Source organism: Streptomyces adustus (genome assembly GCF_009377175.1).
In the GTDB taxonomy this organism is placed as follows: Bacteria; Actinomycetota; Actinomycetes; order Streptomycetales; family Streptomycetaceae; genus Streptomyces; species Streptomyces adustus.
Map to the genome: position 1 here is coordinate 1 of NZ_VJZD01000219.1, position 15926 is coordinate 15926.

General features: G+C 73.8%; 13 protein-coding genes. 3 read left to right on the forward strand and 10 right to left on the reverse strand.

Annotated features, from left to right (window positions below):
- From FNH09_RS35815 to FNH09_RS35835, 5 genes are all read right to left on the reverse strand, one after another.
- Positions 1-1742: hypothetical protein (locus FNH09_RS35815; protein WP_152894057.1), on the reverse strand; the 1742-nt coding region annotated here is incomplete at its 3' end.
- Positions 1742-4588, reverse strand: coding sequence for an SNF2-related protein (locus tag FNH09_RS35820; RefSeq protein WP_162469611.1), 2847 nt, complete (start codon positions 4586-4588; stop codon positions 1742-1744). The genes FNH09_RS35815 and FNH09_RS35820, both read right to left, overlap by 1 nt.
- A 116-nt stretch (positions 4589-4704) precedes the next feature.
- Complete coding sequence (locus FNH09_RS35825; protein WP_152894059.1) at positions 4705-5298, reverse strand: sugar kinase; 594 nt, start codon at positions 5296-5298, stop codon at positions 4705-4707.
- Positions 5295-6440 carry an ROK family glucokinase gene (locus FNH09_RS35830; RefSeq protein WP_152894060.1) on the reverse strand — a complete coding sequence of 382 codons (1146 nt, stop codon included), beginning with the start codon at positions 6438-6440 and terminating at the stop codon, positions 5295-5297. The genes FNH09_RS35825 and FNH09_RS35830 overlap by 4 nt, the downstream gene beginning before the upstream one ends.
- A gap of 478 nt (positions 6441-6918) precedes the next feature.
- On the reverse strand, positions 6919-7656 hold the full coding sequence (locus tag FNH09_RS35835; RefSeq protein WP_338017795.1) for a GntR family transcriptional regulator: 738 nt from the start codon (positions 7654-7656) through the stop codon (positions 6919-6921).
- 140 nt (positions 7657-7796) lie between these two features.
- Here FNH09_RS35835 and FNH09_RS35840 point away from each other — a divergent pair, with 140 nt between their 5' ends.
- Entirely contained in the window at positions 7797-8819 is a 1023-nt protein-coding gene (locus FNH09_RS35840) for a Gfo/Idh/MocA family protein (protein WP_152894062.1), read from the forward strand.
- 251 nt (positions 8820-9070) lie between these two features.
- Here FNH09_RS35840 and FNH09_RS35845 read toward each other — a convergent pair whose 3' ends face one another.
- Together FNH09_RS35845 and FNH09_RS35850 are read right to left on the reverse strand one after the other, a co-directional pair.
- Positions 9071-9457: a guanyl-specific ribonuclease gene (locus tag FNH09_RS35845; protein ID WP_152894063.1), complete on the reverse strand. Its 387-nt coding sequence runs from the start codon at positions 9455-9457 to the stop codon at positions 9071-9073.
- A gap of 211 nt (positions 9458-9668) precedes the next feature.
- Positions 9669-10484: an AIM24 family protein gene (locus FNH09_RS35850; protein WP_162469612.1), complete on the reverse strand. Its 816-nt coding sequence runs from the start codon at positions 10482-10484 to the stop codon at positions 9669-9671.
- Positions 10485-10779: 295 nt separating this feature from the next.
- Between FNH09_RS35850 and FNH09_RS35855 the strand changes: the two genes are divergently transcribed.
- Positions 10780-11793: a magnesium transporter CorA family protein gene (locus FNH09_RS35855; protein ID WP_238427313.1), complete on the forward strand. Its 1014-nt coding sequence runs from the start codon at positions 10780-10782 to the stop codon at positions 11791-11793.
- A gap of 49 nt (positions 11794-11842) precedes the next feature.
- Here FNH09_RS35855 and alc read toward each other — a convergent pair whose 3' ends face one another.
- Both alc and allB read right to left on the reverse strand, forming a co-directional pair.
- On the reverse strand, positions 11843-12973 hold the full coding sequence (gene alc / locus FNH09_RS35860) for an allantoicase (protein ID WP_338017793.1): 1131 nt from the start codon (positions 12971-12973) through the stop codon (positions 11843-11845).
- A 152-nt stretch (positions 12974-13125) separates the two neighbouring features.
- Positions 13126-14466, reverse strand: a complete 1341-nt coding sequence (gene allB, locus FNH09_RS35865; protein ID WP_162469613.1) for an allantoinase AllB — start codon at positions 14464-14466, stop codon at positions 13126-13128.
- A 280-nt stretch (positions 14467-14746) separates the two neighbouring features.
- Here allB and FNH09_RS35870 point away from each other — a divergent pair, with 280 nt between their 5' ends.
- Positions 14747-15547, forward strand: coding sequence for an IclR family transcriptional regulator domain-containing protein (locus FNH09_RS35870; protein ID WP_162469614.1), 801 nt, complete (start codon positions 14747-14749; stop codon positions 15545-15547).
- A 28-nt stretch (positions 15548-15575) separates the two neighbouring features.
- On the opposite strand, the gene FNH09_RS35875 is transcribed toward FNH09_RS35870, so the two are convergent.
- Positions 15576-15890 (reverse strand): DUF5955 family protein, encoded by a 315-nt coding sequence (locus FNH09_RS35875; RefSeq protein WP_338017794.1) that lies wholly within the window; start codon positions 15888-15890, stop codon positions 15576-15578.
- Positions 15891-15926: the final 36 nt, after the last annotated feature.

Here is a 15926-nt window from a genome sequence, read left to right on the forward strand (position 1 = left end):
GGGGGTGCCGTGGCGCCTGCGGCGACGAAGTCCGGGGGGCCGACGCGCCGGGGGCCGACCGGCACGCGACCGGCCTTCGGGGAGTCGAATGCCGGGGCGGCGGCCGTCGGGGCGGCGGTCTCGGGGTCAGCAGTGGTCCGGGATCCGGACTCCGCCGGTGTCGTCGCGTCGGACGGCATCCGGAAGGCGTCGGCCAGCAGCGCGCGCAGGGCGCGGGCCCTGGCGCCGGGGGTGTCGGCGTTGGCGGCGGGACGCCGGGCGGCACGGGACGCGGGCCGGGGCGCGGCGTCGGCGGACGGTTCCCCGGTGCCCGTACGGGCCTGCCGAGCCTCGGCACGGGCGGCCCGCAAGGCCTCTCGGGCGACATCCGCGGGGCGGACTGGGCGTGGCTCGGGCGCACGCTCGTCGGCCGCGGCGGGAGCGCTCGCCGAGTCGGCGTGGGTTGGGGCGGGCGTGCCGTCCCCCACGGGGCTCCCGGCAGGGGCGCCCCCGGCCGTCCCGCGCGCAGACACGCCGGGGCCGTCCGTCTCGGGGCTCGCGGCCACGCCGACGCCGTCACCGGCCCTGCCCGTGGACGCGTCGCCGTCCCCGATCCGGTCCCTGCCGGTACCGGTGCGCGTGCCGGGGGCGGTGCGCGTACGCGTGCCCGTACCGGTGCCGCGGTCGGCACCCGTGCCAGCGCTGGCGCCGTGGTCGGCGTCTGTGCCGGGGCCGGTGCTGGTACCCATACCCGCGCCAGGGCCGCGGCCAGTGCCCCTGCCCGCGCCGCGATCGGCGCCGGTACCCGTACCGGTGCCGCGGTCGGCACCCGTGCCGGTGCCGGCGCCGCGGTCGGCGTCTGTGCCGGGGTCGGTGCCGGCACCCACACCCGTGCCAAGGCCGCGGCGAGTACCCCTGCCCCCGCCAGGACCGGCGCCGGTACCCGTACCGGTGCCGCGGTCGGCACCCGTGCCGATGCCGGCGCCGGCGCCGCGGTCGGGGTCGGTGCCGGTACCCATACCCGCGCCAGGGCCGCGGCCACTGCCCCTGCCCGCGCCAGGACCGGCGCCGGTACCCGTACCGGTGCCACGGTCGGCACCCGTGCCGGGGCCGGCGCTGGTGCCGGGGCTGGCGCTGGTGCCGGGGCCGGCGCTGGTGCCGGGGCCGGTGCCGGCGCCGGCGCCGGCGCCGTGGTCGGCACCCGTGTCGATGCCCGGACCGGTGCTCGCGCCGTCGTCGGTGCCCGTGCCGTGGTCGGTGCCCGTATCCGTACCCGTGTCGGCATCGTGGTCGGTGCCCGGTTCGGTGGGGGCGGTGGGGTGTGGTTGCGGGGCCGTGCCCGTGGTGCGGCTCGCGGCCATGGCTCGGCGCAGGGCCGCGCGGGCCGCGTCGGCCGGTCCGGTCCGGCTGCTCCCGGGCTCCTCGGCAGCGGAGCGGCGCCCGCTCGGCTCCCCGGTGCCCGCAGGTTCCGTACGGACCGCGCGGCCCGGCGGGACCCCGCCGTCCTGCGGGTCTCCCTCGGCTTCCGCCCCGGTCGCGGCCGCCGCTTCCTCGTCGGCCACCACGACGCCCCCGCCCGCACGCTCGCGCGCCGCCCGCAGGGCACGGCGGGCCGCGTCGGCCGGGCGTTCCTCGTCGGCCGGACGCGTCGGCTCGTCCGGGGAGCGGACCGGGTCCGGTGGCGGGGACTGCGCCGCCGGTGTCGTCCCGTTCGGCGGTTCCTCCGCCGACGTCCCCCGCACCGGTGTCTCCTCCGTCCCCATCACGCCTCCCTGCGCAGCGACACCAGGTCGGTCAGCTCACGGTGCGTCAGTTCGGTGAGGGCCGACTCGCCGGAGCCGAGGATCGCGTCGGCGAGGGCGCGCTTGGACTCCAGCATCTGTGCGATGCGGTCCTCGACCGTGCCCTCGGTGATGAGGCGGTGGACCTGGACCGGCTGGGTCTGGCCGATGCGGTAGGCCCGGTCGGTGGCCTGTTCCTCGACCGCCGGGTTCCACCAGCGGTCGAAGTGCACGACATGGCCCGCCCGGGTGAGGTTGAGGCCGGTGCCCGCGGCATTCAGGGACAGCACGAGGACGGGGGTCGCGCCGCTCTGGAAGCGGTCCACCATGCGCTCGCGCTCCGGCACGGCCGTCCCTCCGTGCAGGAGGTCCATGGGGATCGCGCGGGCGGCGAGGTGGGCGGCGATCAGCCGGGCCATGCCGACGTACTGGGTGAAGACGAGCGCCGAGCCGTCCTCCGCCAGCACGGTGTCCAACAGCTCGTCGAGCAGGGCGAGTTTGCCGGAGCGGGCGGCGAGCCGGTCGGCCGGTGCGGCCGCCTCCTTGAGATAGAGCGCGGGGTGGTCGCAGATCTGCTTCAGCGCGCCCAGCAGCTTCAGGACCAGCCCCCGGCGGGCGATCCCCTCGGCGGTCTCGATGGCGAGCAGCGACTCGCGCACCACCGCCTCGTAGAGCGCGGCTTGTTCACGGGTGAGCGGGACGGGGTGGTCGGTCTCCGTCTTGGGCGGCAGTTCGGGGACGATGCCGGGGTCGGACTTCTTGCGGCGCAGCAGGAAGGGGCGGACCAGCCGGGCCAGCCTGGCCACCGCCTCCTCGTCCTCGCCGTTCTCCACGGCGCGGGCGTGCCGGGCCCGGAAGGACTTCAGGGGGCCGAGGAGTCCCGGTGTCGTCCAGTCGAGCAGGGCCCAGAGTTCGGAGAGGTTGTTCTCGACGGGGGTGCCGGTGAGCGCCACGCGCGCGGGGGACGCGATGGTGCGCAGTGCCTTCGCCGTGGCCGAGTAGGGGTTCTTGACGTGCTGTGCCTCGTCCGCGACGACCATGCCCCAGCGCTGACCGGCCAGCGTCGGCGCGGCCGAGCGCATCGTGCCGTACGTGGTGAGGACGAATCCGTCGGTCAGGTCGTCGAGGGTGCGCTCCGGGCCGTGGTAGCGGCGGACGGGGACGCCGGGGGCGAACCGGGTGATCTCCCGCTGCCAGTTGCCGAGCAGCGAGGCCGGGCACACCACCAGGGTCGGTTCGCCGCGGGCGCGCTTGAGGTGCAGGGCGATGAGGGTGATCGTCTTGCCGAGTCCCATGTCGTCGGCGAGGCAGCCGCCGAGGCCGAGGGAGGTCATGAGGTCGAGCCAGGCCAGGCCGCGCAGCTGGTAGTCGCGCAGGGTGGCGGCCAGGCCCGGGGGCGGCTCGGCGGGCCGCACTCCGGCGGTCAGCCGGTCGCGCAGGGCGGCCAGGGCGCCGATCGGGACGGCCTCGACCGTCTCCCCGTCGACCTCCGCGCTGCCGGTGAGCGCCACGGACAGGGCGTCGACCGGGTCGAGCAGGCCCAGTTCTCGGCGGCGCGCCTTGCGGACGAGGGCCGGGTCGACCAGGACCCACCGGTCGCGCAGCCGGACGACCGGGCGGTGGGCCTCGGCGAGGGTGTCCATCTCGGCCTCGCTGAGCGGGTCGCCGCCGAGCGCCAGCTGCCAGCTGAACCGCAGCAGGTCCTCGCCCTCGAAGAAGCCGGTGCCGTCGGTCGCCGAGCCGGGCGCGGACCGCACGACGGCCGTGGCGGTCAGGTCCTGGGCCAGGTCGCGCGGCCAGTGCACGGCGACTCCGGCGGCGGCGAGCCGACCGGCCGCGGCGCCGAGCAGGTCGCCCACCTCCTCCTCGGTCAGGGCCAGGACGTCGGGCGTGTCCTGTTCGGCCAGCCGGTCCAGCGGAGGCCAGACGCGGGCGGCGCGTCGCACGGCGAGAGCGGCGTCCACCCGGGCGCGGGGTCCGAAGGCGGCGTCCGCGTCGCCCGCCCACAGGGCCGCCGCGTCGGCCACGAGGGTGGGGTCGGCGAGGCTGTGCACCTGGAGGACGGCCGCGCCCGCGCTGCGCACCCGCTCGCCGGTGTCGAACAGCTCGTACGCCGACAGGTCCAGGCGCAGCGAGATCCGTACGCCCGCGTCCATGCCGGCGGCGACCTCGGCGGCCCAGTCGGCGGCGCCGGGCAGCCGCTGCGGGCGGCGGTCGGCGAAGGGTCGGCCGCAGGCGTGCGGCGCGGCGGGGGTGCGCGGGAGGGTGTCCGCGACCGCGTCCAGGAAGGCGCGCATCAGGGCCTCGGGCTGCGGCAGCCGCAGCGGTCCGGGGCCGGTCAGCGGCACGGCGTGTCCCTCGTACGGCAGGGCCGCGGCGACCGCCCGCAGATGGGCGATGTCGTCGGGGTCCAAGGGGCCGGCCCGCCAGGCGTCGTGGCCCGTGCGGGTCAGTCCGGGCAGCAGTCGGCCGCGGGCGGTGAGCCGCAGCGCGTGCAGGGCGGCCGCGCCCCAGCAGGCGGTGGCGGGGTGGGCCGCGGGGTCGCGGCGGGCCCGCACGAGCAGGGGCAGGGCCTGGTCGAGCGGCAGGGACAGCGCGGGGGTCTGCCTGCGGCGGACCGAGGCGCCGTGCCGTCGTACGACGGTGAGTTCGGTGCGTTCGGCGGGCTCGGCGGTGTCCGCGGGCAGCGGTGCGTCCGCCGGGTCCCAGAAGGCGATGCGTCCGTCGCGCGGGAGCGGGGCGGGCAGGAAGACGGCGGCGAGCCGCAGGGGGACGCTCTCGTGCTCCTGCGCGCGCCCGACCGCCTCGGCCGTCCCGCTCGTACCCACTGTCGCGCTCGTACCCACTGTCCACCTCCCGCCCGTGGTTCGGATCAACCGTCTTCGACTCTACGGGCGGGGTCTGACAATCGGCTCCGGCGGCCGGAGCGGGCGGGCCGGACCGGTCAGGGGACCGCGCGCGAGACGACGTAGATCATGGGGTATTTGGGGTTGGAGGTGTTCACCACGACGTCCTGCGTCGGCTGCGGGCTCTTCTGCCGGTGGACGAAGCCCCAGTACGGGCCCGGGCGGGCGCCGGTGCCGGTGAAGGTCCAGCCGGTGATCTTCCGGTCGCGGGCGCCGATGACGATGTCGTCCCGCTTCAGCAGGTCCCGGTCGGCTCCCAGCTCCGTGAGGAAGGCGTCCAGGCCGGCCTGCGTGGTCTGGAACTGCACGTAGAGCCGGCTGGTCTTCCAGTTGTTGGTCTCGTAGTAGGCGACCTGGTTCGACGGGTGCGGGACCGGCACCTGGTAGAGGCGGCGCTGCACCTTGGAGGGCCAGCCCGTGGTCAGGCCGGTCGCCGAGTACTTCTTCTCCTTGTCCTTGCCGCTGTCGCGGCTCTGGTTGGCGGAGATCACGAGATAGCCGGCCGGGACACCGATGAGCAGCACGATGATCAGCAGGGTGAGCGCCCGGCGGCGGTTGCGGTGCCGGCGGTTCTCGGCCTGGCGGGGCTGCTCGTCCGGGGGCGTGGCCTGGCGGGGCAGTGCGGTGGTCATGCGGTGTCCTGGGTGCGGCGGGCCTCGGAGTACTTCTCGTAGCGTTCGTGGCGTTCCACCCGGCGTCTCTTGGCGCGGCGGAAGCGGCGGGCGACCAGCCGGGCGAGGTCGGCGGCGCCGACCATGCCGGCCTCGGGGCCGAGCTGGGCGCGCGCGATGCGGGCCTCGGGGCGGTAGCCGCGGCCGGTGAGCTGGCGCCGGAAGGCCTCGCGCGCCGGGCCGATCAACAGGTCGTCCGCCGCGGAGACACCGCCGCCGATCACGAAGCAGGACGGGTCGAGCGCCGCCGCCAGGTTGGCGATGCCGACGCCGAGCCACTGGCCGATCTCCTGGAGCAGCTCGATGCACATGGCGTCGCCGTCACGCGCCAGCTCGGTGATCATCGGGCCGGTGATGTCGCCGATGTTGCCCTTGACGTGCTCGATGATCCCGTACGCCACCGGGGAGTCGGCCGCGGCCAGTTCCCGGGCCTCCCGGACGAGGGCGTTGCCGGAGCTGTACTGCTCCCAGCAGCCGCGGTTGCCGCACGGGCAGCGGTGGCCGCCGGGCACCACCTGCATATGGCCGAACTCCCCCGCGACACCGAACTTGCCGCGCTTGACCTGCCCGCCCTCCAGGATCGCGCCGCCGATACCGGTACCGAGGGTGATCATCACGAGGTGGTCCTCGCCGCGTCCCGCGCCGAAGCGCCACTCCGCCCAGGCGGCGGCGTTGGCGTCGTTGTCGACGAGCACGGGCACCGACAGGCGGCCGGAGAGGCGGTCGCGCAGCGGCTCGTTGCGCCAGGACAGGTGGGGTGCGAACAGGACGCGGTTGCGGTCGGCGTCGACCCAGCCGGCCGCGCCGATGCCGACCGCGTGCACGTCGTGCCGGTCCGACAGGTCCAGGACCAGCTCGACGATGGTGTCCTCGACGACCTTCGGGCTCTTGGACTTGTCCGGGGTCTCCGCGCGGAGCTTCTCCAGGATGTTGCCGTCGGCGTCGACGACGCCCGCCATCACCTTCGTACCGCCGATGTCGATGCCGACCGTGGGCACCCGGGGTGCGGTGAGGTGCGAGCGGCGCTCGCGCGTGCCCACGGTACGCAGCACGGGGGCTCGGCGGGAGCCGATGGGGGCGCTGAGGTCGCGGTAGGTGCTCATCAGGCCCGATTCTGCCTCACCGCTCCGCCCGGTGCGTCCGGCTGACGAAGACCGGTGCACGGCGCCGCCGCCCGCGCGTCGGCCGCCGTCCGCGGAGCCGCCGGGGGCGCGTCCGCGGCTCGCCCGCGCCTCGGCACCGGCTCGCGCTTCCTTGCCCGTCGCGGCTCCTGTCCCAGGTCGTCCGGCTCTTCGTCGCCCGCTGCGCGGCCGGCCGACTCCGCCTCGACGACGTCCGCGGGGGTGTGGGCGCCGGTCCTCGGGCCGCGTCCCGACCAGTACGGAACGGTCACCCGCCAGGCAGGTGTGACGAGGGTTGCGGGTGATGAAAACAACACCGGGACGCCCGCCCCGCGCCGCTGCCACGCGGCCCGCACATGTGCCCGCCCGGTGAGCGGGGAGCGAACGGCGGTCACATTGTCCTGACATTGCGACGCAAGGGGGCGGACCAGCGCGGGGAGGACGGGCGCGAGCGGTGGGATCAGGGGCGTACGAGCAGCTGGAACTCGAACGCGTAGCGGCTGGGCCGGTAGATGTGGTCGCCGAACTCGACCGCGCGGCCGGTGTCGTCGAAGGTGGTGCGCCGCATGGTGAGCAGGGGGGCACCCTCCGGCTCGGTGAGCCGCTCGGCCTCCGCGGCGGTGGCGGCGCGCGCGCCGATGGACTGGCGGGCGCTGTGCAGGGTGAGCCCGGCGGAGCGCATCATCCGGTACAGGCCGGTGGCCTCCAGCTGGGCGGTGTCCAGGTCGAGCAGCCCAGGCGGCAGGTGATTGCACAGATACGCCATCGGCTCCCCGTGCGCGAGCCGCAGCCTCTCCACCCGGTGCACCTCGCTGCCCTCGGGCACGGCGAGCGCGGCGGCGACCTCGGCGGTGGCCGGCACGACGGCGTTGACGAGGACCCGGGTCGCCGGGCGCTGACCGGCCGCCTCCAGGTCGTCGAAGAGGCTGCTGAGCTCCAGGGGGCGCTTGACCTGGCTGTGGACGACCTGCGTACCGACGCCCCGGCGGCGCACCAGCAGACCCTTGTCGACGAGCGACTGGATGGCCTGGCGGACCGTCGGACGGGACAGGCCGAGCCGTGCGGCGAGCTCGATCTCGTTGCCGAGCAGACTGCCGGGGGTGAGCGTGCCGTGCTCGATCGCGGCCTCCAACTGCTGGGACAGCTGGAAGTACAAGGGCACGGGGGAACTCCGGTCCACACTCAGCTCCAGCCGCACGGGCGGGTCCACTTCTGGTTTCGGCACGGTGCGAGCGTAGCCCTGTGGCCGGTTGACGGGAAGTTGTGTAGTTCGGTTGTCCGGACATGCGAATTGACTGTGCATTGACAGCGCGCAGGGTCAGCCACCAGGTTGTTCCCATGCGCATCGGTGTCATCGGTACAGGTCGGATCGGCGCGATCCATGCGAACACGCTCAGCCGTAATCGCGAGGTCGGCTCACTGATCCTCACGGACGTGAACCCCGCGAGAGCCCAGGAGTTGGCGAACAGACTGGGCGAGACCGCGGCGCCGGGGGTGGACGAGATCTTCACCTGGGGCGTGGACGCCGTGGTGATCACCGCGACGACATCGGCCCACGCCGAACTGATCGGCCGGGCGGCACGCTCGGGACTGCCGGTCTTCTGCGAGCAGCCCATCTCCCTCGACCTGCCCAACACACTGCACGCCCTCGCCGAGGTCGAAGCTGCCGGAACGATCCTTCAGATGGGTTACCAGCGCCGCTTCGACGCGGGGTACACGGGGGCCCGCGAGGCGATCTTCTCCGGCAGGCTCGGCCGGCTGCACACCATCCGGGCCGTGACCTCCGACCAGTCCCCGCCCTCGGCGTCGTGGCTGCCGCAGTCCGGCGGGCTGTACCGGGACGCGCTGATCCACGACTTCGACGTCCTGCGCTGGCTGACCGGCCGCGAGGTCGTGGACGTCTACGCCACCGGGTCCGACGCCGGTCCCGCGATGTTCCGCGAGGCGGGCGACATCGACACGGCCGCGGTGGTCCTCACGCTCGACGACGGCACCCTCGCGACGGCGACCGCGACCCGTCTGAACGGTGCCGGTTACGACGTCCGCATGGAGCTGGCCGGAGAGCTGGACCAGATCGTGGTCGGCCTGGACGACCGTACGCCGATCGCGTCCACGGAACCGACCGGGCCGCCGGCCGCGGACCGGCCGTGGACGGGCTTCCTGGAGCGCTTCAAGCCCGCGTACGAGGCCGAGCTGTGCGCGTTCGTCGAGGTGGCGCGCGGCGAGATCGCCAACCCGTGCGACGGCCGTGAGGCCCTTCAGGCCCTCAGGATCGCGGAGGCCTGCGAGGTGTCCCGGCGCGAGCGCAGGGCGGTCGCCCTCGCGGAGATCCCGGGCGGAGTGATGTCGACGTTACGGTGACCGGGTCCACCGAGCGGGCGGGCCTCGCCGACTGAGCGGGTCCATCCGGCGAACGGGCCGCACCGGCCGAGCGGGCCTCGCCGGGTGAGCGGTCCCGCCGAAGGGCGGGCGGCGTGCGGCGGGCGGCATGCGGCGCGCGGGCGGTTCGCGGCCCCGGAGCGGCGAAGGGCCGGAGGTCCGGTTGCGTGGGGGGCGTGGACCTCCGGCCGGTCGCGCCGTTCCTGCGCGTCAACCGTGGACGGGCGGCCTTCTCAGCAGCCGTAGTTGATCAGGTTGAACGTGACGTAGTGGTCCGCGGTGTAGTAGTCCTCGTCGGTCTTCTTACCGGTCACGATGCGACGCGCGCCGCGCGTGGACGACCCGGGGGTCTTCACCGTGTACTCGTGGTAATAGCCGGTCGCCTGCGAGGGCAGCACGCCCTCCCGGTTCTGGAAGACCGCCCCGTCCTGCGAGTACGGGAACGGGCCGCCGCTGTCGATGAGGGCGAGGGTGTCGTACGCCTGGGACGGCAGCTTGGAGTAGCAGACGCTGCCGACCGCGGCGTTCGCCGTCGTGGCGGAGACGGTACCGCCGACGAGCAGGGCGGAGAGGATGGCGGCCGAGGCACCGATGCGGGTGATGCGTGGGGGGAATCTCATGCCCACATGATGACGCGCGTAGAGACTGGCATGTCAATGACAAGCCTGCGGATTTTGCCGTCAAGTCCGATGAGTTTTCGGGGAGTTAACCTGAGTTCGCTCTTCGTCCCGCGCCCGTTCCGGTCGGGGCGGAGCGCCGCCTCCCGACGGGCGCGCGGAGGCCGCGCTTCGCTTTCGGGACGGCCCCGTCGGCGCTCGCGGCCCGCCCGGCTCACCCGGCGTGGGTCGAGAACAGACCGCCCGTCGGGCCCTGCTTGTCGCCGCCCTGGGCCTTCTTCAGGGCATTGGCGAGACCCTCGATGGTGAGCGACTGGAGGATGACCCGGCCGTGGCCCTCCAGGGTCGCCAGGGACAGGCCCTCGCCGCCGAAGACCGCGTTCATCAGGCCCTGGCGGTTGAGGCCGCCGACGCGCTGGACGCCGTAACGGATGCCCTCCTCGAAGGCGACGACGCAGCCGGTGTCGACCTCGATGCGGCCGCCGAAGTCGGAGGGATCCAGGTCGATGAAGTTGCCGGCGCCGGCGATGATCACCGTGCCCCGGCCGGTGAACTTCTCCAGGACGAAGCCCTCGCCGCCGCTCATGCCGGTGCGGCCGCTCTGGAAGGCGATGCCGAAGTCGACGGTGGACTCGGCGGCCACGAAGGCGTCCTTCTCCGCGAACCACGCGCGGCTGCCGTCGAGCTCCAGCGCGCGCATCTCCCCGGGCAGCACACCGGCGAAGCCGACCGTGCCCTCGCCGCCCTGGGCGGTGAAGTACTGGAACGCCAGCGACTCGCCCGCGAGGGCGCGCTGGCCGACCTGCATGGCCGTGCCCATGGCCTGGCGCAGCATGCCGCCCATGCCGCCGCCTCCGCCGGGCTGCTGGGCACCGCCGCTTCCCGACGGTCCGGAGAGCCGGGTCTCCATGGTCACGTTCGTGGTCTTGAAGAGGAACTTCCCCGCCTCGCAGTACACGGTCTGACCGGGGCGCAGGCTGACGACCGCCATCTGCATGGCGTTGCCGACGATTTCTTGCTGAAGAGTCACGACGGGAGAACGCGGGAGACGGACGCAAGAGTTCCGGCCACCGTCGGATCCACCGTCGGATCCACCGCCGAATCCGGCCCGCACCGCACCGCACCGCACCGCACCCGGCCGGCATCACACCCGGTCGGCCGCCCGCCGAGGGCGCCCCGTCGGCCCCGGGACACGGCGCCCGCCGTGTTCGGCGGTCCGCGCGGCCTTCGGCGATAAGGTGCCGGAGACGTTGCAGTTTGCACCTGCCGAGGTGTCCCTGCCAGCAGCACACCATCCACGGTGAGGGACGATGATCGTATCGGTGATGTCGATGCCGGAAGGTGTCGTCACCCGCACAGGACTGCCGCAGGCCCGTGAACGCCTCCAGGCCTCCGGTCTCGTGATCGTGACCGTCGAGCAGGAGGACGACGACCCGCCGTCCGGCGACCAGCCGCTGTCCCGGCTGCTCGGAGTGGAGGACGAGGCCTGGGAGTGGTTCGGCGAACCGCAGGACGCGGTGCGGGCCGAGTACCGCGGCGACTTCGCCGCGTGCGTCGTACCGGTGGTCCAGGGCGCCCGCCGCGTCTCCCATGTGCAACTGCTCGTCGATCCCCGGCACCTCGTCATCGTCCACCGGGGACCCGTCGACGCGGTCACCACCTTCATGGAACGGCTGCCGGTGGACACGCCCGCCGACGCGGCCACCGCGCTGTTCCTGTTTCTCCAGGGTGTGCTGGAGACCTTCCGGCGGGCCGTCACGGACTGCCATCTGGAGGTCGAGGACCTCGAAGAGGCGATGTTCGTGGAACGGCGGCCCGAGCAGGTCCGGATACTGGCCCGGCAGCGTCGGCGCGCGGCGCAACTGCATCGGGCGTTCCTGCCCTACGCCGCGCTCGCGCAGGAGGTCCTGGTCCGCCGCCGGATGACGGCCCACAGCCTCTCGGACGAGCGGCGAGCGCTGAACAGCTTGCACGAGCACACCGTGCAGCTGGTGCTCCTGGAGATCGAGTCGCTGCGGGACGCCGCCCGGCGGGCCGCGGGCAGTTACGCGTCACTCATCGCCGACCAGCAGAACGTCGTGATCAACCGGCTCACCGTCGTGTCGATGATCTTCCTGCCGCTGTCCTTCCTGACCGGGTTCTTCGGGATGAACTTCGCCTTCCTGACCAACAGGATGGAGAGCGAGGACTCGTTCCTGTGGCTCGGCCTGGGACTTCAGCTGCTCGCCGTGGTCATGGCCATGTACTACGTGCTGTACCGCACGCACTGGCGGCAGCTGCGCGTCACCCATGCCCGCGACACACTGGACGACCTGAACGCGCTCGACTCCCAGCCCTGACCGCGGCCGAGGCGGCTCGGGCCGCCGCCCAGGGGCCGCCCGGGTCGCCTCAGCCGCCCAGTTCCTGGTACCGCGCGGTGAGCGCGGCCGTGCCCTCCTGTGTCAGGGAGCCGAACAGGCGCAGCCGGGAGATGCCCCCGTCCGGGAAGATGTCCACGCGCGCGTGGGTGGCGACGGCGGGGTCCGGCAGGACGAAGCGGTGGTCGGTGTCGGGCTGGAGCCGGGTGCGGGGCAGGATCTCGGTCCAGTCGCCGTCATCGCCGTCCTTCACCGACACCGACGCCCAGCCCGCCGCGTTCCCCTTCAGGTACGCCGTGTCGATCTCGATCGCGCGGATCGCGGACCGGGCGACCAGCCGGTAGCGGATCCAGTCGTGGCCGGTGTCACGGCGGCGGCGGGTCTCCCAGCCGTCGTCCATCCGGCGGGAACGGCCCGGCCTGATGGTGTTGGCCGCCGGGGAGTAGAACAGGTTCGACGCGTCCTCGGCCCGGCCGCCGTTCTCCAGGGCGACCACGTCGAAGGTGCCGAGCACCGCCAGCCACGCGGGGTCGGGCACGACCTCCCCGTACACCCGCAGCCGCGCGATGCCGCCGTCGGGGTGCTGGTTGACGCGCAGATGGGTGAGGCGCTGTTCGACCGAGACGGCGAAGCCGTTCGCCGCGTGGCCGCCGACCTCGGTGCGCGGCACGAGCGTCGTCCACTTCACGTCGTCGCCGAGCAGCTCCGCCGGGGACGGGGTGCCGGGCACGGACGTGCCCTCGACCGACACCGCCTGGGGGTGGTTGCCGCGGAAGTGGGCGGTGTCGACGACGACGCCCCGGACGACGCCGGGCGCGCCGAGGCGGACCAGCGCCCAGTCGTGGTCCTCGGCCGTCGGCCAGGGGTGCTCGGCCGAGACACCGCGCCGTCGGCGCGTCTCCCAGCCGTCCATGATCTTGCCCTTGTGCCCGAAGCGCTCGGGGTCGAACTCGGCGGGGCCGGGCAGCAGCAGGTTCTCCCGCTGGGCGAAGAACTCGTCGTTGGCGGCGACGACGGCGCCCCCGAGCCGCCGGTCGGCGAGGTCGGCGTGGCGGGTGAAGGGGAAGTCGGCGGTGCGGTAGTCCGCGTACGGGTCACCGCCGCCGTAGGGCTGCGCGTCGCCGGTGAAGCGGGCCAGGGGGAGTTCGTGCTGCGCCGTCACGGTGATCAGGTGTTCCTCTCGGGAGCCGGCCGCTGGGGGTGCGGGACGGGTCGGGTGTTCCTCTCGGGAGCCGGCCGTCGCGGGGCGGGACGCATCAAGGGCGGGACGCATCAAGGGGTGCGGGTCAAGGGGTGCGCGTCAGGGGGTGCGCGTCAGGGGGTGCGCGTCAGCAGTCGGCCCCGCGGAGCGGTGAACACGCCGTCGGCGAAGATGCGTTCGCCGCGCAGCCAGGTGGACTTCACGACCCCGTGGAGGGTCTTGCCCGCGTACGCCGTGACGCGGTTGCGGTGCTGGAGCGCCGCCGGGTCCACGGTGAACGTCTCGTCGGGTGCGAGGACGGCGAAGTCGGCGTCGTGGCCGGGGACGATGGCACCCTTGCGGCCGTCCAGGCCGACCAGCCGTGCCGTGCGGGCGGACATCCAGCGCACGACGTCCTCCAGGCCGTGTCCGCGTCCGCGCGCCTCGGTCCAGACGGCCGGCAGGCTCAGCTGGAGGCCGGAGATGCCGCCCCAGGCGGTGGCGAAGTCGTCGGTCTTCAGGTCGGCCGTCGAAGGCGAGTGGTCGGTGACCACGCAGTCGACGGTGCCGTCCGCCAGCGCCCGCCAGAGCAGGTCCTGATTGGCGGCCTCGCGGATCGGCGGGCAGCACTTGAACGCGCTGGCGCCGTCGGGTACCTCCTCCGCGGTCAGGGTCAGATAGTGCGGGCAGGTCTCGACGGTGACCCGCACGCCCTCGGCCTTGGCGGCGGCGATCAGCGGCAGCGCGTCGGCGGAGGACAGGTGCAGGACGTGCACCCGCGCGTCCAGCCGCTTCGCCTCCGCGACGAGCGCGGCGACGGCCGTGTCCTCCGCGTCGCGGGGGCGGGAGGCGAGGAAGTCGGCGTATCTGGGGCCGCCGCGCTGCGGGGCGGCGTCCAGGTGGTGCGGGTCCTCGGCGTGCACGATCAGCAGACCGCCGAACCCGGCGATCTCGGCGAGCGAGTGCCCGAGCCGGTCCCGGTCGAGGTGCGGGAACTCGTCCACGCCCGACGGGGACAGGAACGCCTTGAAACCGAAGACGCCGGCGTCGTGCAGCGGGCGCAGGTCCTCGACGTTGTCGGGCAGGGCGCCGCCCCAGAAGCCGACGTCGACGTGCGCCTTGTCGGCGGCGACCCGCTGTTTCGTACGGAGGTGCTCGACGGTCGTCGTCGGCGGCAGGGAGTTGAGCGGCATGTCGACGAGGGTGGTGATGCCGCCGGCCGCCGCCGCGCGCGTGGCGGTCCAGAAGCCCTCCCACTCGGTGCGGCCCGGGTCGTTGACGTGGACGTGCGTGTCGACCAGGCCGGGCAGCAGGACGTCGTCGCCGAGGTCCACCAGCCGGGCCCCGGACGGCACCTCGGCGTCGTGGGGCAGCACTGCCGTGATCCTCCCGGCGCGGACCGCGACCGAGGCGGCGCGTGTCCCTTCCGGGGCGACGACGCGCCTTGAACGCAGCACCAGTTCGGCGTCGGACACCTGGACCCTCTCTCTGCCGCTGTTCGGTTCCGCGCCCTTCCGAGACACGGGATTTACTTCCACGTAACGGAATTCAACTTTCTGTTGAAGGAGTCTTCACCCCCGCCTCCGCGCCGTCAAGAGCGCCCCCACCCGCAGCGGACCGAACGCCCTCGCGCCTGCGCTTTTCCATCGATCGGAATCGCCTTTCCGATAAGCAGAATGTAGTTTCGCTTTCCCGGGCGGCCGGCCTGCTGCCGGGTAGGCTGCTGATCTCCCGCCACGCCGAAAGGAACGCGCCGTGCCGACGTCCAGCGCCAGCACCACCGACTCCGCCAAGTCCGCCAGTGGTGGGGTCCAGTCCCTGGAGCGCGCCTTCGACCTGCTGGAGCGGATGGCGGACGCGGGCGGCGAGGTCGGACTGAGCGAGCTCTCGGTGAGCAGCGGACTGCCGCTGCCCACCATCCACCGCCTCATGCGCACCCTGGTGGCCTGCGGTTACGTACGCCAGCAGGCCAACCGCCGGTACGCGCTCGGCCCGCGGCTGATCCGTCTGGGCGAGTCCGCCTCGCGGCTGCTCGGCACCTGGGCCCGGCCGTACCTGGCCCGACTGGTGGACGAGACCGGCGAAACGGCGAACATGGCGCTGCTCGACGGGGACGAGATCGTGTACGTGGCACAGGTACCGTCCAGGCACTCGATGCGCATGTTCACCGAGGTCGGCCGGCGGGTCCTGCCGCACTCCACGGGCGTCGGCAAGGCGCTGCTGGCCGACTTCCCCGACCACGAGGTACGGGCCCTGCTCGGCCGGACCGGCATGCCCGCGGCGACGGAGAAGACGATCGTCACGCCCGAGGGCTTCCTCGCGGCACTGGAGGACGTACGGCAGTCCGGGTACGCCGTCGACGACAACGAGCAGGAGATCGGCGTGCGCTGCCTCGCGGTCTGCGTGCCGGACTCCCCCACCGCCGCCGCGATCTCCATCTCCGGCCCGGCGGGCCGGGTCACCGAGGCGGCCACGGAGCGGATCGTGCCGGTCCTCCAGCAGGTCGCCCGGGAACTGTCGGAGGCGCTGGCCGGCTCGGGCATCGCCAACGCGTAGTCCGGCGCCCTCGTGCTCCCTGCGAAAGTCAGCGCCGCGGGGGCTCGCCGAAGAGCTCGACCGCCGTACGGACGTCCGCCAGGCCCTGCGCCAGGGCGCTGACCGAACCGATGGCGCCCGCGATCAGCAGCAACGAGCGGCGCAGCCGCGGGATTTCCGGGGCGCCCCCGGCCGTCATGGCGTTCAGTGCGGCGAGTTCGTCCTCGGCGATGTCCCGGTCGGAGAACTCGGCCGGATGAGCGGCGAGTTCGCGGCGCAGCCGGGACACCGCTGAACGCAGCCCCACCACCCGCGGATCCTCGTCGCTCCCGGTCACAGACTTCTGCTCCACACTCCGCAACACAGTCCTCCCCCTCACCCGTGGCCCGCACCCCGCACC